This window comes from Bartonella sp. AA126HLJHH (assembly GCF_042197425.1).
Taxonomy (GTDB): domain Bacteria; phylum Pseudomonadota; class Alphaproteobacteria; order Rhizobiales; family Rhizobiaceae; genus Bartonella.
Genome location: NZ_JBHIRU010000003.1, coordinates 1 through 23,682 on the forward strand (window position 1 = coordinate 1; position 23,682 = coordinate 23,682).

The window sequence follows — 23,682 nt, forward strand, 5'->3', positions numbered from 1 at the left end:
GGAATATAAAAACGCGCCGTTACATAGCCTTGATCCAAATAAACTTTGGTTAACTTCTTGATTAAGAGCTGAATATCGACAAGACCGATACATCTTCCAACATAAGGCTCTGTTACGGCTGATATAGAGCGCTTTTTGACATGGTGCACTCCCTCAACAACAACAGCATGAATGGGAAAACATTGCTTCCCACCCAAAAGCATTTCTGGATTTTGCTCTGAAGGCGTCTTGATCCTTTTAGGCGTTAAAGACCGTAATTTCTCAATTCTTTCTAATTGCTGCTTTTCTGAATACCTACGAGAAAAATTATCTGTTGGGGAATGAAAAATAGCTGAGGAGCGCGCATAAACATTTACACCTGTAAACAAGCCAAAGAAAACAACAATGGCACGAAAAATTCTCAAAAGAGAACTTTGGCGTAAAAATATCAATAACAATACAGATTGCCCCCGCTTTGCATTATTCATGAAGCACTCTTTAAAAGAACTTCATGAAACCTCTAACAAGTCCACTCAAAACAGCCACTGCCCTATAACGCTTTTAACAAAAGCACATGCCTCTGTTACCAAAAAAGTGACACGCAAAAACTGCTTTATTTTAACTGCTGAAGATCTCTCCCCCACATTTATATAAAAAGACCTTTAACCAAAACTGTTTAGCCCGTCAATGGTTAATACATCAATATCCCCATAAATATAAAGGATAAATTTGCTCAACCATATCTCCTTGCATTCATAGAGTGAACCTTCAAAGAACGCCTCATCTATGAGTTTTAGGGGTTTTGAGTATTTTGAGGGTTCTTTTTACCCCCCTTTATATATTTTTTTTCAATCGAAAAATAAAAATCATTATATTTCAATATATTAGCATTTTAGAGATACAATCTATATTAAAACACAACCTATAAATACAACCCGCGGTATATTTTTGAAGGTATTTTGAGGGTGTGAGAAACCTTCAAAACCTATAAGCAAAATTCGCAATAAAATTCTTCAAAATACTCATTCTGATATTTTAAAGCACATAGTGCATTTGTCTTTTTTTCATAAAACGAATAGCAGATTTCACTATTTTGCTGATCTGATCTCTCTCATAGGCTGTGGATAAACAGCATTTAAAAAACCTTTTGAAAAAAATTTATCCGCTTTTGAATGACTTTACCTCTTCTGATACTCGCTATTTATTCTAAATGGATTTAATTGAATTCATTATTAAAGCATTAAAAGATTTTGCTGATATCAAAGCAGGTACCTTAGGCGGCTTTATTGAAAAGGAAGATAACCTCTCTCATGAGTGCAATTGCTGGGACTATGATGAGGCTCTTGTGTTTAAAAATGGTCACGTTTATGAAAATGCTAGGGTTTATGGCAATGCCAAGGTCTGGGGTAAAGCCTATGGCAATGCAAAATTAAACAGTCAAAGTAAAGTAAGTGTCGTTCCAAAAAAATGTAAGGTTTATGAAAACGATAATGTTGTCAATATAACTGATAAAACAGAATAAAAATAGATATGGGGGGCGTGCCTTTTTATGGTGTATAAACGCATATAAAACGCATTGCTATAAACATATCATAAAAGAGAGAGTAAAATAAAAAAAAGCCGCGCCAAGTGATATGACGCGGCTTTCAAATAGCGATTCTTATTGATTAAAATGAATCATCCACAATGGAGTAATCAGTGCATATATACAAAACGTATCATATTGCAAGTGCTTTATGAGAGATATAAAACTTATCAAAAGGAACGTAAATGTTGCGTATGATCTTTAATCACTCATTTGAATTATAGAGCCTATAAACGCTTTTATGGCTATCAAACAAATTACTCAACATGGCAAAATTGTATGGTATGTACGTATTGGTCACGGTAAACGCATTAGAATACGCGGTACCTATGGAACGCAAGAGTTTGTTGATAACTACAAAAGCGCACTTGCCGAGTTACAAGGGCTTATACTTCCTAAATCAAAAACCGGTAAACTTGTTGAAGGGTCATTTGCATGGCTGCTTAAACAATACTTTAACAGCTCTAATTGGCATAGCTACTCTAATACTACAAAGAAACAAAAAGAATACATTCTTATGAAGATATGCGACTCCATAGGAAATATTCCATACCAAGCAATTGAAAAGAAACATATCATAGCCGGTGTTGAACGGCGTAAAGATACACCAGCAATGGCTAGAAACTTTCTGAAGTCCCTTAATGGTCTTTTTAATTGGGCAATTGATCAAGGTCTTTTGGAAAATAATCCAACTTTAGGCGTTAAAAAACCTCCTCTTAAAAATAAAAGCGGCTTTCCTGTTTGGACAAAAGAAGATGTTGAGAAATATTATCAAAGATGGTCCCATGGTACCCATGAACGCGTTTGGATTGATATTCTTCTGTATACGGGCTTACGTCGTGGTGATGCGGTTCGCATTGGCTGGAAAGATGTCAAAGACAATATTATTCATCTCAAAACAGAGAAAAGTAAATTCCAAACAGATGTCTTTCTACCTATTTTACCGGAATTAGCCAAAACGCTTGAAGCTGGTCCTATTGGAGAACAAACATTCATTTGTGGTAAAGAAGGTAAAAAACTAGTTAAAGAAAGTTTTGGCAACCTTTTTCGAGAGGCTTGTAAAGTAGCAGAAATCAAAAAATCAGCACATGGCTTAAAAAAATTAGCAGCAACACGCGCAGCTAACTCTGGTGCAATAGTATCACAACTCAAAGCAATTTTTGGTTGGACAAATGATGCTATGGCATCTCTTTAACACAAAGAGCGCAGATCGCAAAAGGTTCGCTATAGAGGCGATAAAAAAGCTTCAAAAAGATGAGGGATAGAGGCAAAAAAACTCAATAGAATCAAGATTCACCTATTCCCTTATATTAGACATAACTATTTTATTTTACTTGCTTTTTATTTGCCTAATGAATATACTAACAACTTCATGACATTGGTAAAATTATCCGGCGGGCTATTATTAAAAGAATCAGAAAGTTTTTTGTAAAATTCTTTCCACAAACATTTTTTTCAATAAAGTCACCTAATTAATCAGCCTTAACTTTAGCAAAGATATAAGGCATGTGTTTCATTTATTAAAGCAAATTCTTTTCTTTAAAAAGGTTATAGCCTTCTATCTAACAGCGTTTTTGCTGTAAAATTCAAATTATCTATCTACTCAACTAAAGAACTTTTATTGTTTAGCTTTTGTGCTTTTTTCAAAGAGATGTGGGCTTTCAAGAATAAGCTTTTCTCGTGCTTTTTGTAACTGTTTAATGACTTCATCAATCTTTGACGGAGAACAAAAAGATTCTTGGCTATTCAACAAATGCAGCCTCTCCTTTCCCTCATATAAACATTGCATCTGAGATTGAAGTATTCTAACTTCTTGAAAAAAAAGACGTCCTGTTTCCTTAAAACCATTATTAAGTGCAAAAAGTTGATCAGAAATGGATAGCAGAATTTGTTTTAAAAAACGCTCATTTTCTTGGCGTTTACGATATTCTAAAATAAGAGCATGGCTTATCTCATCTAACTGTTTTTTTGTAGAATCAATTTGACGCAATAAATTTGGTTTTTCCCCCATATCACCTTTTCTCACCTTCACAAGCATAGCATGAATGTCTAATAACTTAATTGCGGAATGAGACAAATAATCAACAACTGTAGGCGTATTAACATAGCGTTTCCGTGCAATCATCACAAACCCACCTAATGACTGTTTTTTACATTCATCCCGCTATTTATTTTTCATTTTACAAGACCATTCTAAAGAAAGTGCTAAAAAATATTACCTCCAATACATTATTCGATGGAGCCCCTTCTCTCTTTTCACGATCAACGTGGAATCCGTGGAGAGAGAAAACGTACAGGTGTATAAAGGATAAGATGTGTTGTTTTTTCCAACACACTACTACCATCAGCAAGAAGGGCTTGACTAGGTGACAATTCTGTACCTTGCATAATTGTGGAAGCCAAAGAACCTTCTCGAGAAAGAGCCATCAACGTTGGCGAAGATGCAAAGACATTGTGTGCTCCCCCATCCACATGAGAAAAATCAAGAACAGCTATTCCATTTTTACGCAACATTTCAATATCTGAGCCATCGCCCACACGATGATGTCCACCCGTAAGACGTCCTGAAACCGCAAGAGCTTTATCTGCTCTGGATACTAAAATAGCGGTTGGCTGCGGAAGTTTTTTTATATCATTAAGTTGGCGCTCAAATACATCAACATCAATATCTGGTGCAGCCATTAATAAACTTGTAATACGACGAATAGGCCTATATTTTCCCTGTAACGCTAACGTTCTAAATGCTTCCATTATAACAAAATTGCCCATAGAATGTGCAATAACCGAAATTTGATCAGCATTGGTTTCACTAATAAGTGTTAAAAGCTCTATCAATCCGTCACGGGCAAAATTAGCACTGTCACGATCATAAATATAAAGAGGAACTGATCCGGCCGAAGGCCAAGAATAATGCACAGCGACAACATTTAAAGAATAATCGTGTGTAAACTGTGCTGTACGAAATGTACCATCTGCAAAATTATTATTATACCCATGGATAAAAAGAAAAATTTCTCTTTTTCCTTTTGGCTTTTTTGCTAAAGCAGCATTTAATTGCTGTTTAAACTGTTCTTTATTATCGTATTTTTGCAATGCTACTGCTGCAAAATACTTATCATGTGTAGGTTTATAGGCATTTATTTCAACAACTCCCTTTACATGTTGCTGAGGAATTCCTACGTCAACACGATTATAATGAACTTTATTTGATCGCTCTGCACCATAAGGTTGAGCGTAATTATTTTGCATCATACGACTCGTTGCAACATACACTGGAACGATGGCTTTTGGAGAAACTGGTTTCCCTTCAACTTCCCTTTCTACGGCAGTCATAGAAGGTGTTGCATGCACCCCATGCCAAAGTACAGCACGTGAATCACTACACGCTGATAATAAAGAAATACAAATAAGAAGTGTTAAATATCTCAGAATCATTATACTTCTCACTGCAACTTCACCCCACCTTATAAAAATATAACATTTCAAATGCATAGATAAAGTAATAAAAAACGAAACATTATTGGCAACACACCAACAAATAACATACAAAAAAGATTTTTCTATAATGCCTATAAATCCCCTCTCTCTAACATAACTTCATCTCATTATGGAGAGACTCACTGCTAACTGGTGCGGTCGAGAAGACTCGAACTTCCACGGGTTGCCCCACAGCGACCTCAACGCTGCGCGTCTACCAATTCCGCCACGACCGCACGTGGAAAGAAAAAATCTTGGTTTTTAGCCTTTAACAAATCATAAAGAAAGGTACAAGCCAATTTTCTTTTTCTCATAATTTATTTTATCCGGATGCTTTATAACTTAATAAAGATTACGAGAAATATGGGCTTTACTATGACCTTTGAACCATCATCATAAAATGTGCTTGTGCCGCTTGATCTTTTTCATAATAACCATGAAAGTTTTTTGTAATTGTTGTAGAGCCCTGTTTTTGGATTCCTCTCATAGCCATACACATGTGCTCAGCCTCAATCAATACTGCTACACCATGAGGCTTCAGATACGTTTTTAACGCGTGAGCCACTTGCGCTGTCATAGCTTCTTGAGTTTGTAAACGACGAGAAAAAATATCTACAACACGTACAATTTTTGAAAGACCAACAATTTTTGCATTAGGAAGATATGCTATATGTGCTTTCCCAATAATTGGGATCATGTGATGCTCACAGTGTGAATAAAAAGGTATATTCTTTACGATTACGGCTTCATTGTATCCTGAAACCTCTTCAAAAACTGTACCTAAGGTTTCTTTAACCGATTGACTATAACCATTAAAAAGCTCGCGATATGCCTTGGCTATACGTTTTGGAGTATCTAAAAGCCCTTCTCTATTTGGATTTTCCCCTATCCATAAGAGTAATGTACGAATCGCTTCTTCCACCTTTTCAATACTCGGACGCTTTTCTTCAGATAAATTTGCGTCTTCTTTAACAACATTACGCATTCAAAAACTCCAAGCTTACTCTATACAAAGCATTTGCTCCATACCTATCTCATTTTGTATAATCTCTATATAAGCGAATTAAAAGTTTAAACAATCACGACTTTCAAAATTTCAGGCAATAGCGCATGATTGATACTATCTATAATGATAAAATACTTAAATATGCTGCACATATAGGCAAAATTGGGCGTCTTAATAATCCTGATGCAACATCAAGAAAACATGCACACCTTTGTGGTTCGACAATCACTGTAGATTTAAAAGTGGAAAATGGTATTATTACCGATTTTGCTCACGAAATACATGCATGTGTGCTAGGGCAAGCTTCAGCTTCACTTTTAGCATCTCATATCATCGGACAAACAACTCAAGATCTTAAAATATTGCGTGAAGTTATCTACCAAATGCTAACGCAAAATGGTCCTTCTCCTCAAGCTCCATTTGAGGATTTTTCTTGCTTACAGCCCATTAAAGACTATAAAGTGCGCCATGCAGCAACACTATTACCCTTTGATGCAATGATAGACTGCATTCAAAAAATTGAAGAAAAATAAATGTTCAAATCACAATCTAGACAAAAAAAGTTGACTCGGAATTACACAGGCACTTGGCAAAAAACACCCGGACGATTATTGGGTATTTTCTTAATACGTTTCTATCAAATAACACTTTCGAGCCTTATAGGTAATCAGTGCCGCCATGCTCCGACTTGTTCAGAATATACATATGAAGCGATTGCACGCCATGGGCTTTGGGCTGGTGCATGGATGGGACTCTTTCGTATCATGCGTTGTGGGCCCTTTGGAACAGATGGCTTTGATCCAGTCCCTCCATCGCTTGGAAATTCTTGCTGTTTTTATAAACCTTGGCGTTACTGGAAAATTTCTGACAAACACAACAAATAATCCTTTTCTTTTTTCACATGTATTGATAAAAAATTAGTCTATAAGCTTTTTACTCAATTTTCACGAAACCATCCGCAATCGTTAGCGGAATTGGATTAAAAGGGTGTTTTTATGTCTTGCTCTATTTCTCTTTTTTTTCCCGATGGTTCAAAACGTAATTACCCCGCCGAAATGACAGGCTTGGAATTAGCAGAATCTATTTCTAAATCACTTGCAAAAAAAGCAGTCGCCTATAGTCTTGATAGTATCACGCGAGACTTATCGGATCCATTGGGACAATCTGGTCAAGTAGAGATTATTACCCGAGAAGATTCACGCGCTCTTGAGCTCATAAGGCATGATTGCGCCCATGTCCTTGCTGAAGCAGTGCAAGAGCTCTTTCCTGAAACGCAAGTAACAATAGGTCCTGTCATTGAAAATGGATTCTATTATGATTTTGCACGCCAACAACCTTTCACATTAGATGATCTCACCGTCATTGAAAAGAAAATGCGTGAAATTATCCAACGCAATAAACCTTTTAGAAAAGAAATTTGGTCTCGTGAAAAAGCAAGAAAAGTTTTTTCTGAGAAAAAGGAATTTTATAAAGTTGAACTTATTGATAGCATTCCTGAAAATCAAGATTTAAAAATCTATTATCAAGGGGAGTGGTTTGATCTTTGTCGCGGACCGCACATGCAATCTACAGGGCAAATTGGGAATGCTTTCAAATTAATGAAAGTTGCAGGAGCTTATTGGCGTGGCGATGCCAATAATCCAATGCTCACGAGAATTTATGGAACAGCATTTGCAAATGAAAATGACTTAAAAGCCTACCTCCATATGCTAGAAGAAGCTGAAAAACGTGATCATCGCCGCTTGGGACGTGAAATGGACTTATTTCACTTTCAAGAAGAAGGGCCAGGAATGATTTTTTGGCACAAAAAAGGTTGGAAAATGTTCCAAAATTTGATCAGCTATATGCGTAGACGCCTTGATGATCATCAATATGCTGAAGTTAATGCACCACAAGTTCTCGATAGGTCACTCTGGGAAATATCTGGCCATTGGGGTTGGTATAAGGAGAATATGTTCAAAGTAATTTCAGCAGAAGAAGATTCAGATCATGGGAATGTTTATGCCCTTAAACCAATGAACTGCCCTGGTCATGTGCAAATTTTTAAACATGGTTTAAAATCTTATCGTGATTTGCCTATTAGACTTGCTGAATTTGGACTTGTTCATCGTTATGAGCCTTCAGGCTCTTTACATGGTCTTATGCGTGTGCGTGGTTTTACACAAGATGATGCGCATATTTTTTGTACTGATGAACAATTAGCCGATGAATGTCTCAGTATTAATGATCTTATTTTATCAACTTATGCCGATTTTGGTTTTAAAGAAATTAGTCTTAAGCTTTCAACCCGTCCAGAAAAACGAGTTGGATCTGATGCATTATGGGATCATGCAGAAAGTATCATGGAATCTGTCCTTAAAACGATTGAAACAAAATTTGCAGGACAAATCAAAACAAGCATCCTTCCAGGTGAAGGAGCATTTTATGGTCCAAAATTTGAATATACATTAAAGGATGCTATCGGTCGTGAATGGCAATGTGGAACAACACAAATAGACTTTAATCTCCCTGAACGTTTTGGTGCATTCTATATTGATAAAGATTCAGAAAAACGTCAACCTGTTATGATCCACCGTGCTATTTTTGGATCAATGGAGCGTTTTCTTGGTATATTAATTGAAAATTTTGCTGGACATATGCCACTTTGGCTTGCTCCTGAACAAATTGTTGTTGCAACAATTACATCCGAAGCAAATGAATATGCCCAAAAAATAACAGCAAAACTTAAAGCTGTTGGGCTTTCCGCAACAATAGATCTCCGCAATGAAAAAATTAACTATAAAATACGAGAACATTCTTTACAAAAAGTCCCCGTAATTTTGGTATGTGGCAAACGTGAAGCTGAAACAAACAGCGTAAATATGCGCCGCTTAGGAAGTACAAATCAAACCCTTTTATCTGTAGAAGATGTGATTAAACAACTCTCAAATGAAGCAACACCTCCAGATTTGCAACGTGTAATAAATGCATAATATCACGGAAGATGGTAATACGTTAATTTTTTACTATAAATTTTCAGTTTTTGTACAAAATGAAATAATTTGATATTGTAGTGTGTTTTTGTTTCATGCACAATGACCTGTCACCAGAAAGAATAACGTGCTCTTTCTCTACAAGGTGGATTGGTGAAAAAGTTGAATATAAGCTATGAGCTGTTTAAATGCAAAAATCATAGACAATTGAATATTAATAATAACATTAATCTTTTACCTTTATAATAAAAAAATTCTGCTATTATGATGGATAGATCATTACAATAATTATAGAAACATCAAGCAAGAAAACTGAAAACAAGATTATATTTATTAATAAAAAATATGTAAAATTAGCTGAACAATGATATTTCTTATTCGTAAGATAAGCCCTTATAAAAAGGACAATATATTGATTTATAATGATAATATATCGTTATTCATATTAAATAAGGTTTCGAATATCATAGGCTTCTCTTATTTTTAATATGTTTATGTTGAATCTATCAAAATCATTTGCTTGCACGAAACAAGCGGAATGAGTGCGTGGATAAAAATTATTGAGAAAGGACTTTTAAAATGCCTACAATGAACCGCCTAAAGTGCTAAGAATTGTTGCAGTCATTGAGAACAGGCTATAATTATAATGATGATGCCGACTTGAACCTTCATAAGTATAAAAATAGCGGTACTCAACGAGTTTACCATTAATCATTCACGAGGCATTATGATAAAATAAGATTAAGAAGCCTTAAGAAACATCTCTTTAAAACAAGCACATGAATTGGTAAGCTAATGGCATTCTACATCCCGCAATCTACACTGATGAGATATTGCCTTAATTTTTATAAAGCCAAATCAAAAAAAATGGCAAAACTCAGCGTTTATTCTTTCTCTTCTTCATGTTTTACCAAATGAAAAACTCTTATAAAAAACTCGTTAAATATACACATACGATATATGACTACTCGCTGAACGTATAAAATTCTGGGCACATCCATAAAACATCTAAATATCTACAAAACACATATAAAATAAAAAAATATTATTATCGTGCTCTATCAAGAACACGCTTACATTCAATGAGTTCAAACAGAATTTCTTGTAACAATGCTTTATCAGTTTTATCTTTGTAAAGATTCACAGAACCGACAGATGTTTCTCCCTCATTTCTCATGAAACTCAAAAGCCCAAAAGAAGATTTCTTAGGCTTATTGCTAGCATTTTCAGAAGTTTGTCCTGCATGTTTCTTCTCTATGACCACATTCATAGCATCAAGATCACCATTACCCAATGCAGTCACAAAAGCAACACCATTTTCTTTCAAAAGGCGTTGCACACCTTTTATCGTATAACCCTGATCATATAGTAACTGCTTAATACCATTGAGCAAATCAACATCGACCGGACGATAATAGCGCCTTCCTCCCCCACGTTTCATTGGTTTAATCTGCCTAAAACGTGTTTCCCAAAATCTTAAGACATGCTGCGGAAGCTCCAATAACTCCGCTACTTCGCTAATTGTGCGAAAAGCATCAGAGCTTTTATCCATTTTGTAACACCTTATTTAAAACAAAATAAATTACTTCACAATGACTCATTCTGTCTCAATTTCTCAACAAGATTAGTCAAAAATAAGACCATCATTGATACCTTACTCACCAGTCTTTTTCTAAAAAATAAAGACCCTTATTTTATACATTTCTTTAACAAATACCAAACATACCATGGCATTTATTTATGAGATATCATTTTTTCTGTTTTGCACGATGCGAATCTAAAATTCTCTGTTTAAGGACATTGGCAGCCTTAAACGTCACAACACGTCGCGGCGGAATCGGTGCTTCAACACCTGTTTTTGGATTGCGTCCAACACGTTCATTTTTACTGCGAACCTGAAAAGTTGCAAAAGAAGATAATTTAACCGCTTCACCTCTTATAAGTGAGTTGCAAATCTCATCCAAAACCAATTCGACTAAAGCTGCTGATTCAGTATGTGACAAGCCCACTCTTTTACAAACTACGCTCGCTAAATCTGCACGCGTTACTGTCTTACTTGTCATTATAACCACCTATTAAAATATTAAAAATTACAAAATGACTTATACGTTTTCTTGAAATATGGTCAAGTAGCCATAATTTACCAACGAATAAGAATTGCTCCCCATGTAAATCCACCTCCCATGGCTTCTAACATGATAAGATCTCCTTCTTTTATTTTTCCATCGCAAACAGCTGTTGTTAAAGCCAACGGAACTGATGCAGCAGACGTATTACCATGTTGATCAACGGTAATCACAACTTTATCTAGTGAAATTCCCAGCTTTTTAGCAGATGCTTCAATAATGCGCTTATTAGCCTGATGAGGTACAAACCAATCTAGTTGTGAAGAATCCATACCTGCAGCTGCAAAACAATCATCAACCACATCCGTTATCATACCAACAGCATATTTAAAAACTTCTCGTCCTTCCATACGCAAATAGCCTGTCGTTTGTGTTGTTGAAGGTCCACCATCAACATATAGCTTATCTATATAAGCACCATTAGAACGCAATTTCGCAGACAATATACCACGCTCAAAAGCAATACCCCCCTCAGTTTCTAGTGCTTCCAAAATAACAGCACCAGCACCATCACCAAACAATACACATGTCGTACGATCTTCCCAATCTAAAATTCGAGAAAATGTATCGGATCCAATAACTAAAATTCTTTTAGCTCCCCCACACCGTAAATAAGAATCTCCTGTTGTTAAAGCAAAAATAAAACCAGAGCAAACAGCTTGAATATCAAAAGCAAATCCATGGCTCATTCCCAAAGCATGCTGAATTTCAACAGCAGAAGCAGGAAAAGTACGATTCGGGGTGGACGTTGCTAAAATAATACAATCGATGTCTTTTATTGTTAAACCAGCATTTGTAAGTGCTGCTTGCGCAGCCTCAACTCCTAAAGAAAAAGTTGTTTCATTTTCACTGGCAATATAACGTTGGCGTATTCCTGTACGCTGAACAATCCATGAATCTGACGTTTCAACAAACTTTGCAATCTCTTCATTTGATAAACTTCTTTTCGGCAAAGCACTTCCTACACCACGTATAATTGACCGAATCATTCAGCTCTTACCTTTTCTTCAAATTTTTCATTTCTATTATAAGAGCTTATCATAAGGACTCTCCATTCATCACCACTTCATCTTCTTGGTCAAAAAGTGTTTCTTTATTTTCATGAAATCGCCGTAAATCAGCCGTTATTTTTTGTAAAAGTCCATTATTAACCATTTTATAACCAACACGGATAGCAGAAGCAAAGCCATTAGCGTTAGCACTGCCATGACTTTTTATAACAACACCATTCAAACCTAAAAGCACTCCTCCATTCACCCTATCAGGATCCATTTTATGTTTCAGTATACGAAAAGCACCCCGTGATAAAAAATAACCAAGAGATGTTAAAAAAGAACTGCGCATTGCAGAGTTTAAAATCTCTCCTATCTGTCGCGCGGTTCCTTCTGCGGTTTTTAAAGCAATATTACCAGAAAACCCCTCTGTCACAACAACATCGACTGTTCCTTTTCCAATGTCATTGCCCTCAACAAATCCTTTATATTCCAATCCTTCTAATTGCACTTCACGCAATATCATTCCTGCTTTTTTTATTTCATAAAGTCCTTTAACCTCTTCCACCCCCACATTTAAAAGCCCAACACTTGGTCTTTCAGTGTGATATAAAGCGCGAAACATACCTGCTCCCATAACCGCCAAATCAACCAACTGACTAGCAGAGGCACCAATTGTTGCTCCAATATCTAAAACAATACTCTCACTGCGCAGTGTTGGCCAGATACCCGCAATACCAGGACGTTCAGCCTCTGCAAGCATTTTCAAACAAAAATAAGACATGGCCATGAGTGCACCCGTATTACCAGCAGAAATGCAAGCATCAGCTTCACCATTTTTTACCGCTTCAATGGCGTACCACATTGATGATTTACCACGTCCATTACGAAGTGCTTGGCTTGGCTTTTCATCCATGCGTGTATAACTTTCTGTAGGGCAAAAGCGCGATACAGAATCCAAACAGGGATATTTTTTTAAAACCGGACGAACAGCCTCCTCTACTCCATAAAATAGAAAATAAATATTTGATAAATATTTTTGTACAATTGCTGCTCCTGCAATAGCTGCTTCTGGACCGTAATCACCGCCCATGACATCCACAGAAATTCTAATCACGCTTGCATATCCCACATCTTCTCATTTACATCTTTAAATACATATTATGATTTTTAGCTCCTGAATACTCACACAGCACATCTTGCGAAAATCGCTCCGCAGAAAATACCGTTTAGCATACAATAGATATTTTTTGTATGCTTTTACAATCACTTCCAATTTTTCAAAACAGAAAATGGAGAGAATTTTCGCTCTGCTTCTTCTAAATTTTCAACCATATTCATCTTTATCCCTTCTTTACGTGGATAATGATTAATAGACAACTCAAAAAACTCTTCCATGATTGCGCCAATATCAATTTTATCATCATAAAACACTTCAGGAGTATCAAGCCCCTCCACATCTAAAAACAATTCCCCTGTATCCTCTGATATTTGGGGCTTCATCAAATTTGAATCTTCAGGAACAAAAACAACCTCAATATTTTCACAAAGGATATTTTCTAATGGTTCTAATGTAACAACACATAACTGTAGTATACGCGCTTGCAACAGACCTTTTATACGCACTCCGCGTTTTTTCCACGGGAAAATATGGAATTTTCCCTCACAAGATTTTACTTCAATTAAATCATGGTTCTGGGCTAAATGTGTACATTCTTTTTTGTTTGCACAAAAATGAACCCTTATACCTTTAGCAGGTAGAGAACGTACAGATATTGGATAAGCCAAAGCAAATGTCATTTGAGGAACATTTTGAACATTCATTGACAACTCCCAAACATAAAAACGCGTAAAGCACTATGTTTTTATTTATCTCAAGTATTTATGCATTTTTTTCTTTTCTAAAGAAATTCTATATGGCATAATTTGCTTTATAACAGGGAAACTCAGTGTAAGCTACGGTAGATTAAGTTAAAATTAGAAAAAACTTGAGGTTGCCTTCTTGTCCTACATCTCAGTATAAAAAGGAGATACCATTGTTTCAAATGCCTCACATAATAGCCTTAATCAAACGTAAATTATTGATTGGTCTATCAATAGCAAGCATAGGAATGCTTGCTGGGTGTAGCCTTCTTGATTCTTCAGGTTCGAGCCAAATTTATAGAGAGGGCTATGTTCTTGATAAAAATGCTCTAAGTTCTATCTCTATTGGCTCAAGTCAAGAGCAAGTTCTTTTAACTTTAGGGACCCCTTCATTAAAAACAAAATATGATAATGAAGTTTTTTATTACATCTCACAGACACGTTATCGTGGGATGCAGTTTATGAAAACAAAGATTATTGATCGCAAAGTTTTAGCCATTTACTTCAATAAAAATAATCAGGTTGCAAAAGTTGCAAATTACGGATTACAAGACGGTCAAGTGTTTGATTTTATTACACAAACAACGCCAACTGTAACGAAAGAACATCCTTTCTTAATTCAAATTATAAAAGGCCCTGCGAATTTGCCACCCCATAACTAAATTATATAGTCTGCATACCGTTTCAATATTATAGGTCTGATAATATCAGATCTATAATAGGGGGATTTGTAGCTCTTAGAGGCGGACTTTTTTTGCCATACTGTCGAGAACTGCATTAACAAGTTTTGGCTCATCACCTTCAAAAAACGCCTTTGCTATGTCAACATATTCATTCATGACAACTGCAACGGGAACATCTTTACGGTTGATCAACTCCCATAAACCTGCTCGTAAAATTGCTCGCAATATAGAATCAAGACGTGAAAGAGACCACTCTGCAGAAAGCTGTTGATGAAGCAGCGGATCAAGCTGCTTTTGATCTTTTACAACACCCGTTATAATAGCCAAAAACCATTGAAAATCAGCTTCAAGATATTGGTCTCCATCAATATCTTTTCCCAAACGATAAGCCTCATACTCAGCTGCCGTTTCCATCACCCCCGAACCCACGATATCCATTTGATAGAGTGCTTGAACTGCAGCGAGTCTTGCTGCTCCACGTTTATTGGCTGAACGCGAAAAATGTCTGCTTTTTATATCAGCCATATTTAACGATTATCTCCAAATCTCTTTTTTAGAGCGATCATACATAAAGCAGCTTCAGCCGCAAAACCACCTTTATTTTTATCATCTAGTTTTGCACGCACCCATGCTTGTTCTTCATTTTCAACAGTCAAAATACCATTTCCAATAGCCAAGTGCTGATGAACAGTTAAATCCATCAATGCACGACAAGAATCATTAGCAACAATTTCAAAGTGATATGTTTCACCCCGAATAACACAACCAAGAGCAACATAACCATCATACGATATCTTGTTTTGTTCAGCAAAAGCTATTGCACTTGGTATTTCTAATGCTCCAGGAACCGTTACAACATCATAACTTGCTTCAGCTTTTTGCAAAGTATTCACTGCACCTCTCAAAAGCGCATCAGAAATCCCCTCATAAAAACGTGCTTCAACAATCAATACGTGAGGCTTTTTACGTATCTCTTTCATCATAATGGAATTCCACAAAAAACGAATCAAAAAAATCAAGGTTATAAAGCATAAAATTCTGAAAACAATCAATAGAGTGTTGGCTTATTCACCTTCTCTTTTTAAAGTAAAAAGCTTTGCAGCATAACGAGCAAGTTGATCAATTTCCAAATTGACCCGATCTCCAATTTTAGCTTGTCCCCACGTTGTCATTTCAAGTGTATGGCGAATAATAAGAACATCAAAAACACAATCCTCAACACCATTAACAGTCAAAGATGTCCCATTAAGAGCAATAGATCCCTTATTAACAATGAAAGGCATAAATTGTCTTGAAACTTTTAAATAAAAGCGAATTGCATCCCCTTCATTTTTTTGATCAATGATTTCAGCCAAACCATCAATATGACCAGAAACTAAATGTCCTCCCATTTCATCACCCAATCGAAGCGAACGTTCCAAATTAACAAAAGTTCCTTTTATCCATTGTACAAGATTCGTTAAACGTAATGTTTCTTCCCACGCCTCGACAACAAACCAATTGGAATCTTCTTGCTTTAATCCTCGCTCTACAATTGTCAGACAAATTCCTGAACAAGCAATTGACGCCCCAATTGCTAAGCTTTCTATAGCATAGCGGGTAGAAATCTTTAAACGAATCCCCTGCTTTAAAGGTTGAACATCTTCAACACAACCAATATCCGTTATAATTCCTGTGAACATAATGTCTTACGTCTCCACTTATAAAAACGGTCATTTCCAAACATTCTTGTCTCAATCTCATGAAACTGCGAGAGATAATTTCCAAAATGAGGGGCTTCAATACGATTTTTGCCTAAAACAATGGGGGTATGAAAACATATCAAATGATCAACACAACCAGCATTCAAAAATTTTTCCCCTGTCTTGACACCCCCTTCCAATAAAACACTATTAATCCCATGTTTATAAAGCATCTGTAAAAGAGCAAAGGGTTCTACACAACCATTATTCATCTCGACCGAATAAACAGACACACCATATTGCTCCAATGCATTTTTTTTGCTTTTCTTTGAAATATCCACATCACAAATAACCCATGTAGGAATTTTTATGGCTGTTTGGACAACTTTTGCATCAAGGGGGATAGATAAATCTGCATCCAAAATAATACGAATTGGTGAGCGCATCTCCATCCCTGGCAAGCGGCAATTGAGTTGTGGATCATCTGCTAATATAGTACCAATACCAACGAGGATAGCATTATTTTGAGCACGTAGAATATGCGTATGGGCATGAGAAAGTGTTCCACTAATTTTTACGCTGCCCTTCTCTCTTTTTCCAACACCATTATCGGCAGAAATTGCCATTTTAAAAGTGACCGCACAGCGTTGTATCTTCCTTATGCACCAATGCGTCCATAAGGATTCAAAAGCCTCTTCAGCTAAAATGCCCTCAACCACTTCAATACCCGCCGCTCGCAAAAGAGCAATACCATGACCATCAACACGCTTGTCACAATCAGTCAGCGCAACAACAACTCGAGAAACACCTGAATCAATAAGCGCATTCACACACGGCGAAGTTTTTCCATAATGCGCACAAGGTTCTAAAGTAACATAAGCTGTCGCTCCTTGAGCCAAAGAACCTGCCATGTGTAAAGCTTGCACTTCCGCATGAGGACTCCCATGAATAGCTGTTACGCCATAGCCAACAATAAAAGCCCCCACAGCACCATTATCGTTTCGCACAATTAACGTACCAACGGAAGGATTCTCACCTGTAAGACCGACATGACGTTCTGCTAAACGAATAGCTGCAGCCATAAACCGTTCATCTTGCACTTTTTTATTCATCAAAACGAGATTCTGTATCCGCGATACCCTTTGACAATTCATCTATAACATCGTGAAAATCGCTTGCATTACGAAAATCTCGATACACAGAAGCAAAACGAATATAAGCAATATCATCAATTCTTTTCAATGCTTCCATCACAAGATGCCCAATTTTTTCTGAAGAAATCTCTGGTTCTCCCAAACTTTCAAGCTGGCGTACAATGCCAGAAATTGCTCGTTCAATATGATCAGGATCAATATTGCGCTTACGTACAGCCACATCAACTGATCGCATTAACTTATCACGATCGAAGGGTTCACATCGTCCACTTTTTTTAGCAACCAAGAGCTCACGCAACTGAACACGTTCAAAAGTTGTAAAACGACCACCACAAACGGAACACACACGGCGGCGGCGAATCACTGCCCCCTCTTCTGCTGGACGAGAGTCTTTGACCTGTGTATCCTCATATTGGCAGTAAGGACAGCGCATCCTTTGTATCCTTAACGAGTGGTAAGATAAGAGTAAAGAGGAAATTGATTCGTTATATCTTTTACCTTTTTCTCAACAGCCATTTCAACGGCATGATTATCTTCATCACTTTTTGCACTCCGAAGACCATCAAGAACTTCTGAAATCAGATGACCAACTTGAATAAACTCTTTTTCTAAAAAACCACGCGTCGTGGCAGCAGGTGATCCCAAACGAATTCCCGATGTTATAGATGGCGTTTCAGAATCAAAAGGAATGCCATTTTTATTGCAGGTAATATGAGCACGTCCCAAAGCCAATTCAGCACGTTTACCTGTTAGATTTTTGGAACGTAAATCAACCAACAACAAATGATTATCTGTACCACCAGAAACAATATTAAAACCATTACCCTGTAATGTTTTTGCTAAAGTTTTCGCATTAGCGACAACATTGGCACTGTAACTCTTGAAAGAGGGACGCAAAGCCTCCTCAAACGCAACAGCCTTTGCGGCAATCACATGCATTAAAGGACCACCCTGAAGACCAGGAAAAATTGCAGAATTAATTTTTCTGGATAAAGCCTCATCATTTGTCAATATTAAACCACCACGAGGACCTCGAAGCGACTTATGTGTTGTTGTTGTTACAACATGCGCATGTGGAACAGGTGAAGGATGCACGCCACCAGCAACAAGACCAGCAATATGAGACATATCAACGAGTAAATGAGCACCGATTTCATCTGCAATTTCACGGAATCGTTTCCAATCCCATAGCCGTGGATAAGATGAGCCCCCTGCTATAATAAGTTTTGGCTTACGTTCTTTTGCAAGCTGCTCAACCTCATCCATATCAATAATCTGATCTTCTTGACGCACACCATAGGAAACAACATCAAACCATTTTCCTGACATATTAACAGGTGAACCATGCGTAAGGTGACCTCCAGCATTTAAATCCAACCCCATAAATGTGTCACCAGGCTGAAGTAAAGCTAAAAAGACAGCTTGATTCATTTGGCTACCAGAATTAGGCTGTACATTCGCAAACGCAGCACCGAAAAGCTGTTTTGCCCTTTCAATAGCTAAATCTTCAACGACATCAACAAATTGACACCCACCATAGTAGCGCTTTCTTGGATAACCTTCTGCATACTTATTGGTTAAAACAGACCCTTGCGCTTCAAGGACCGCTCTTGAAACAATATTCTCTGAAGCAATCAGCTCAATTTCATGTTGTTGACGCTCAAACTCCCCTCTAATTGCGTCAAAAATTGCACCATCAACAGTTTGTAAATTATCATTAAAAAAGCGCTTTTGTGCGTCATTTTCTTGCTGAGTCATAAAACACATTCCTAACATAAAAAAATAAAGTCAAAGAACGATAACACAGCAAACCATGCAAACCAAACATTTTAAACTACTTACACTCAAAAATAATGAGGCAAATATTTATCTTATTCTTTGTTATAAAAACAGCGAAAAACTTTCCTCTCGAGAATAGTAAAAAATGAGATTACATTTCTTTTTTTACACTCTTATTTGTTTACACCTTTTACAAAAAATATCTATAATCTAAAGAAATTCAATAATTTAATGATTAAAAATAATTTATAATGTGAAAAGCTGAATATAATAGGCAAAGTTAATACGAAGGCAAATAAGAATGCTAACCAAAGTTTTTATTGATGGTGAACATGGCACAACCGGACTACAAATACAAAAACGCTTAGAAAGGCGTACAGATTTAAAACTACTCTCTCTTGCTCATAAAGATCGCCATAATGTTCATCTGCGACAAGACTATCTTAATCAAGCCGATATTGCTATTTTGTGTCTTCCAGATGATGCTGCACGCGAAACGGTTCATTGGCTTCAAAAAAATAAAAACATTAGGATTATTGATAGCTCGACAGCCCACCGTGTTGCACCAGACTGGGTTTACGGTTTTCCTGAAATGACAGCAGGACAAAGAAAGCGCATCCAAGCAGCACATTATATAACCAATCCCGGATGCTATCCTACCGGTGCCATTAGTTTGATTCGCCCACTCCGTGAAGCAGGACTGCTAGACGCCGATTATCCCATCTCGATTAATGCAATCTCCGGCTATACCGGTGGTGGAAAACAGTTGATTTTACAAATGGAAAATCAATCTCAACAAAATATTCAGGGCAATTATTTTATCTATGGTCTTAATCTTGAACACAAACATGTGCCAGAAATCAAGATCTATGGACAAATCAATCAAACCCCAGTTTTTATACCAAGTGTGGGTCGTTTTCCCCAAGGAATGATTGTGAATCTTCCTCTGCATCGCCATTTATTCACAAAATCAGCAAACTGTTCTGATTTGCGCGAAATTCTTGCAAACCATTACGATGGACAAAATACCATTTTAGTTGCATCACAAGAAGAAACTGTTTCACTTGAAAGACTTAATCCAGAGTGTTTAGCCAATAAAGATGGTATGAAACTGTTCGTATTTGGAAATGATCGTGAAGGTATTTTTAATCTCAGCGCCATATTCGATAATTTAGGAAAAGGCGCATCAGCTGCAGCTATCCAGAACCTCGATTTAATGCTTGCAAGCGACTAAACCTCCCTACCCACAAACTTTTATTCAACAACGCGATATGCCCCTTTCGTTGCTCGCCAGTGTGCAACCGCAAAACATAACACGGCTAGTGCCATACTTTGATGAATGAGCCCTAAACTTATCGGAACCTCATGTAACACTGTTAAGATACCCAAGACTGCTTGGATAATAATCATAACACAAATAAGAAATGCACGACGAGAATGAGTTGAATGTGGAACATTTTTTTGTACATAGAAAGCATGAACAACTGAGACAATAAATAAAAAATAAGCAAAAAACCGATGAATAAATTGAACCATTAAGGAATTTTCGAATAAATTGAGCCAAACAGGACGATGCTGCAACAATCCATCAGGAATAATCTGCCCATCCATAAGCGGCCATGTATTATAGACTTTTCCAGCATGAAGCCCTGCAACCAAAGCTCCGAAATAAATCTCTATCAAGACGAGAATAACAAGCCATGCCGCAAAATATTGCACCTTTTTATTTGCTGGCTTTTCTGAATATTCTGCAAGCCCTCGAGATAAATAAGTAACAAAAACAATAACAAAACATGCCGTTATAAGATGAAATGCCAAACGATATTGGCTCACACTTGTTAAATTACTTTGCCCAATCCCTGAAGCAACCATCCACCAACCAATAAAGCCTTGAAAGGCGATAAGAATAGGTACAACAATAAGCGGGAGTAAGATATTTTTTTCAACACGCTTAGTCGCCCAAAACCAAATGAGCCCCAATAAAGCGACAAGACCAACAAGACGCCCAAGAACACGATGCGCCCATTCCCACCAAAAAATGACCTTAAAAGCACTTAAGGTCATATCAGGATTAAGCAGCTTATATTGTGCTATTTGTTGATATTTTAAAAATTCCTCTTGCCATTGATCCTCACCAATCGGTGGAATAACGCCGTGTATTGGCTTCCATTCCGTTATAGATAATCCTGATCCCGTCAAACGAGTAGCGCCACCTACTAAGACAATTGCCAAACAAAGCAATAAAATAGAGTAAAGCCACACCTGTATATGTTTTCTATTTTCCTTTTGCACAGGCGTTAAAATGCTATTGTTTAATCTCTTTACTGCCATATCTGATTGCCCCACGCTTCTCTCCAACTAAAATGCATTTTAAAATTTAAACATTAACTCTTTGTCTATTTTAGTATGTACTACAATTTTAGCAAAAAACAAGCGTACCACTATAACATGCGATACATATTTCTTTTTTACGAAGCTTATGATGCTACAACGCGATAAACAGTCTTTGGAAAGCTGTCTACCATACGCATCATCCATTCTTGTTCATTAAGAACAGTATTACAAATATAATAGTCTGTTAGCTCTGCAAATTGCTCAACTCCATATTTTGGTTCGCTTGCCATCTCTAGGATGATAAAATCATATTCTTTTTTAAATTCTTGTAATATATGAAAAATATCATTTGAAAAATCTTGTGCTGAAATAGCACTTGTTAACCCCTGAGGAAGAATATCAACCCCCGTATCATAATCACGGTAAATAACATCATGCAACTTGGCATTGCCCGTTAAAATATCACTCAGTCCGCGATGTGGGCCAATGACTTTCTCTATTTGTTGACCAGAAATATCGACCAACAAAATTGTTTTGTTCTCTTTTGTGAGATGAAGTGAAAGCTTTGCCGCTGTCCGTGCAGCTTCTGGTCCAATGATTGAAATAATGGTTGAAGCACGCCATTTCAAAACATCAGATAATCCCTCTATCGTAATAAAAGCTTCAAAATTTTTCATTTCTTGAGAGACTAAAATACTCTCATTCTTCTTAAGACCATTTTCTTTTGATCTCAAATCCTCTTCTGAGATTTGGTCTTTTTTCCTTTTAAAGCACGGATAGAATAACAATATTCCTAGCAAAAGAGTAAGGAAGCTGGCCAATGCACTCACAAGAATATTTTTTCCATAAAGAGCCATAAAAGAAATTGGTGCTAACGTTGTTGGCACGACCACGTGGATATTTGTATTTTGTAAGAGAAAAGGATCATCACTCAATCTCCGATATGAATCAATAATTTTTTCTCTTCGTTGAGCAGACTTGCTCATCGCTTCATTTTGGGCATCGACTGCTGCTTTTATTTTATTTTCAAACTCGTTAAATATTTCATTCAAAGATTGGGATTGATCTTTTACAAAAAAACTCACCCTTTTTTGAAGCTGTTTTTCTAATTCCGTTGCAATAACCTCATCTGAATGAACTTGATAAACGATTTGTAAAATTTTATTTTTTAATTGATGAGAAACTGTCTCTAATTCTGCAGTCATCGCTTTAATTTGAGGATGTGTCCACCCTAATTGTGCAGCCATATGTGCTCTTTGTGTTTCCAAGAGATCACGTTTAGATTCCAGAGCAGCAATTGCTGAATTGCCTGCAATAAACGATAAAGACAGTAAAGACTGCCCATTTTCACGCATCATGTTAATCGTTGAATTCAAACTTGTTAAATGAATACGTTTTAAAGTTGCTTGCGTTAATTGCATCGAAAGATCATAAAGCTCTGTTTGTTTTACACCACGCTGAATAAAAGAATCAATAGATTTACGAAATTCCTGCACGATATTAAGGATTGCAATATTATCATATTGTTTGTCTTCTAATTTATCATTTAACAAGAATTGTTTCTGTTTTATGATTGCTTGTGAAAATGCGGAAAACCAAGTTTCCAACCCACGTTGAGCTGCTTCAAGTGTCTCGGCTTCAAAAGTAAGATCGATAAAATCACCATGACGCGATAAACGGATATTTTCATGATTTTTTTTCTTATAAGAAGCACTTAAAGAAAAATTCGAATCATTGAAGAACATAAGCTGTGAAAACAAAAAGGCGATAACATTGTCTTGCTTTTTAATTGGTAATGGCTTTCCTACAGAATCAGATAATGAAAATGTTAAAGTTGCTTGGTAACCACGGGGCTGGACAAAATAATACAACCAAATCAAAGATACACATAGCATTTGTAATAGCAAAACAATCAAAATGCTTCGCCATACGGTACGTACGAATAGTCTTTTATTACATGTAAGACTCATCTTTATTTTAACCAGCAAAATACTTCTTCATATTGTTTTATTAAGAGAAAGTAGTAACTATCCTCTTAACTTGCTGTCAT

Annotated in this window: 22 protein-coding genes, 1 tRNA gene and 2 pseudogenes; 7 read left to right on the plus strand and 18 right to left on the minus strand. The window is 36.6% G+C overall.

The annotated features are described in order from the left end of the window. A partial coding sequence (locus ACFIQC_RS02415) for a POTRA domain-containing protein (protein ID WP_375706690.1) occupies positions 1–467 on the minus strand: 467 nt, incomplete at its 3' end. A 722-nt stretch (positions 468–1,189) separates the two neighbouring features. Here ACFIQC_RS02415 and ACFIQC_RS02420 point away from each other — a divergent pair. Continuing rightward, positions 1,190–1,411: pseudogene (locus ACFIQC_RS02420) on the plus strand (hypothetical protein); the annotation flags it as partial. A 394-nt stretch (positions 1,412–1,805) separates the two neighbouring features. Then, positions 1,806–2,829: pseudogene (locus ACFIQC_RS02425) on the plus strand (tyrosine-type recombinase/integrase). Between the two features lie 353 nt (positions 2,830–3,182). On the opposite strand, the gene ACFIQC_RS02430 reads toward ACFIQC_RS02425, so the two are convergent. The 4 genes from ACFIQC_RS02430 to folE all read right to left on the minus strand — a co-directional run bounded on the left by ACFIQC_RS02430 (position 3,183) and on the right by folE (position 6,026). Continuing rightward, positions 3,183–3,689, minus strand: a complete 507-nt coding sequence (locus ACFIQC_RS02430; RefSeq protein ID WP_015856440.1) for a hypothetical protein — start codon at positions 3,687–3,689, stop codon at positions 3,183–3,185. Between the two features lie 137 nt (positions 3,690–3,826). After that, positions 3,827–4,999, minus strand: coding sequence for an alpha/beta hydrolase (locus ACFIQC_RS02435; RefSeq protein ID WP_375607121.1), 1,173 nt, complete (start codon positions 4,997–4,999; stop codon positions 3,827–3,829). 193 nt (positions 5,000–5,192) lie between these two features. Continuing rightward, positions 5,193–5,277, minus strand: a tRNA-Leu gene (locus ACFIQC_RS02440). Between the two features lie 137 nt (positions 5,278–5,414). Continuing rightward, entirely contained in the window at positions 5,415–6,026 is a 612-nt protein-coding gene (gene folE / locus ACFIQC_RS02445; RefSeq protein WP_375611579.1) for a GTP cyclohydrolase I FolE, read from the minus strand. A gap of 125 nt (positions 6,027–6,151) precedes the next feature. On the opposite strand from folE, the gene ACFIQC_RS02450 reads away from it, so the two are divergent. The 3 genes from ACFIQC_RS02450 (at position 6,152) to thrS (ending at position 9,019) form a co-directional block, all read left to right on the plus strand. After that, complete coding sequence (locus tag ACFIQC_RS02450; protein ID WP_375621296.1) at positions 6,152–6,580, plus strand: iron-sulfur cluster assembly scaffold protein; 429 nt, start codon at positions 6,152–6,154, stop codon at positions 6,578–6,580. Beyond that, positions 6,581–6,931 carry a membrane protein insertion efficiency factor YidD gene (gene yidD / locus ACFIQC_RS02455; RefSeq protein WP_375607118.1) on the plus strand — a complete coding sequence of 117 codons (351 nt, stop codon included), beginning with the start codon at positions 6,581–6,583 and terminating at the stop codon, positions 6,929–6,931. It begins immediately after the preceding gene. Between the two features lie 111 nt (positions 6,932–7,042). Continuing rightward, positions 7,043–9,019, plus strand: a complete 1,977-nt coding sequence (gene thrS, locus ACFIQC_RS02460; RefSeq protein WP_375613056.1) for a threonine--tRNA ligase — start codon at positions 7,043–7,045, stop codon at positions 9,017–9,019. A 1,048-nt stretch (positions 9,020–10,067) separates the two neighbouring features. Here thrS and ACFIQC_RS02465 read toward each other — a convergent pair. The 5 genes from ACFIQC_RS02465 to ACFIQC_RS02485 all read right to left on the minus strand — a co-directional run bounded on the left by ACFIQC_RS02465 (position 10,068) and on the right by ACFIQC_RS02485 (position 13,961). Continuing rightward, positions 10,068–10,571: a MerR family transcriptional regulator gene (locus ACFIQC_RS02465; RefSeq protein ID WP_375607116.1), complete on the minus strand. Its 504-nt coding sequence runs from the start codon at positions 10,569–10,571 to the stop codon at positions 10,068–10,070. A gap of 196 nt (positions 10,572–10,767) precedes the next feature. Then, a complete protein-coding gene (locus tag ACFIQC_RS02470) occupies positions 10,768–11,082 on the minus strand; it encodes an integration host factor subunit alpha (RefSeq protein ID WP_375611576.1) in 315 nt (104 codons plus the stop codon). Between the two features lie 77 nt (positions 11,083–11,159). Next, on the minus strand, positions 11,160–12,134 hold the full coding sequence (locus ACFIQC_RS02475) for a beta-ketoacyl-ACP synthase III (protein ID WP_375630275.1): 975 nt from the start codon (positions 12,132–12,134) through the stop codon (positions 11,160–11,162). Positions 12,135–12,183: 49 nt separating this feature from the next. After that, positions 12,184–13,254: a phosphate acyltransferase PlsX gene (gene plsX / locus ACFIQC_RS02480; protein ID WP_375611574.1), complete on the minus strand. Its 1,071-nt coding sequence runs from the start codon at positions 13,252–13,254 to the stop codon at positions 12,184–12,186. A 149-nt stretch (positions 13,255–13,403) separates the two neighbouring features. Then, positions 13,404–13,961, minus strand: coding sequence for a DUF177 domain-containing protein (locus ACFIQC_RS02485; protein ID WP_375611573.1), 558 nt, complete (start codon positions 13,959–13,961; stop codon positions 13,404–13,406). 221 nt (positions 13,962–14,182) lie between these two features. Between ACFIQC_RS02485 and ACFIQC_RS02490 the strand changes: the two genes are divergently transcribed. Further along, a complete protein-coding gene (locus ACFIQC_RS02490) occupies positions 14,183–14,662 on the plus strand; it encodes an outer membrane protein assembly factor BamE (RefSeq protein WP_375607172.1) in 480 nt (159 codons plus the stop codon). Positions 14,663–14,737: 75 nt separating this feature from the next. On the opposite strand, the gene nusB is transcribed toward ACFIQC_RS02490, so the two are convergent. The 6 genes from nusB to glyA all read right to left on the minus strand — a co-directional run bounded on the left by nusB (position 14,738) and on the right by glyA (position 19,277). Beyond that, positions 14,738–15,208, minus strand: coding sequence for a transcription antitermination factor NusB (gene nusB / locus ACFIQC_RS02495; protein WP_375621299.1), 471 nt, complete (start codon positions 15,206–15,208; stop codon positions 14,738–14,740). 2 nt (positions 15,209–15,210) lie between these two features. Next, positions 15,211–15,666: a 6,7-dimethyl-8-ribityllumazine synthase gene (locus ACFIQC_RS02500; RefSeq protein ID WP_375621300.1), complete on the minus strand. Its 456-nt coding sequence runs from the start codon at positions 15,664–15,666 to the stop codon at positions 15,211–15,213. A gap of 81 nt (positions 15,667–15,747) precedes the next feature. Beyond that, entirely contained in the window at positions 15,748–16,365 is a 618-nt protein-coding gene (locus ACFIQC_RS02505) for a riboflavin synthase (RefSeq protein WP_375621301.1), read from the minus strand. Further along, the gene (ribD, locus tag ACFIQC_RS02510; RefSeq protein WP_375613062.1) at positions 16,347–17,477 is read right to left on the minus strand and encodes a bifunctional diaminohydroxyphosphoribosylaminopyrimidine deaminase/5-amino-6-(5-phosphoribosylamino)uracil reductase RibD; all 1,131 of its coding nucleotides are present in this window, start codon (positions 17,475–17,477) and stop codon (positions 16,347–16,349) included. Before ribD ends, ACFIQC_RS02505 begins: the two co-directional genes overlap by 19 nt. Further along, positions 17,470–17,952 (minus strand): transcriptional regulator NrdR, encoded by a 483-nt coding sequence (gene nrdR / locus ACFIQC_RS02515; RefSeq protein ID WP_375611570.1) that lies wholly within the window; start codon positions 17,950–17,952, stop codon positions 17,470–17,472. The genes ribD and nrdR overlap by 8 nt, the downstream gene beginning before the upstream one ends. An 11-nt stretch (positions 17,953–17,963) precedes the next feature. After that, positions 17,964–19,277: a serine hydroxymethyltransferase gene (gene glyA / locus ACFIQC_RS02520; RefSeq protein ID WP_375706691.1), complete on the minus strand. Its 1,314-nt coding sequence runs from the start codon at positions 19,275–19,277 to the stop codon at positions 17,964–17,966. Between the two features lie 322 nt (positions 19,278–19,599). Here glyA and argC point away from each other — a divergent pair, with 322 nt between their 5' ends. Further along, positions 19,600–20,532: an N-acetyl-gamma-glutamyl-phosphate reductase gene (argC, locus tag ACFIQC_RS02525; protein ID WP_375621303.1), complete on the plus strand. Its 933-nt coding sequence runs from the start codon at positions 19,600–19,602 to the stop codon at positions 20,530–20,532. Between the two features lie 20 nt (positions 20,533–20,552). Here the strand turns inward: argC and ACFIQC_RS02530 are convergent, their stop codons facing one another. Together ACFIQC_RS02530 and ACFIQC_RS02535 are read right to left on the minus strand one after the other, a co-directional pair. Then, positions 20,553–21,629 (minus strand): COX15/CtaA family protein, encoded by a 1,077-nt coding sequence (locus ACFIQC_RS02530; RefSeq protein WP_375630278.1) that lies wholly within the window; start codon positions 21,627–21,629, stop codon positions 20,553–20,555. Positions 21,630–21,775: 146 nt separating this feature from the next. Further along, on the minus strand, positions 21,776–23,602 hold the full coding sequence (locus tag ACFIQC_RS02535) for a hypothetical protein (protein ID WP_375706692.1): 1,827 nt from the start codon (positions 23,600–23,602) through the stop codon (positions 21,776–21,778). Positions 23,603–23,682 lie beyond the last annotated feature (80 nt).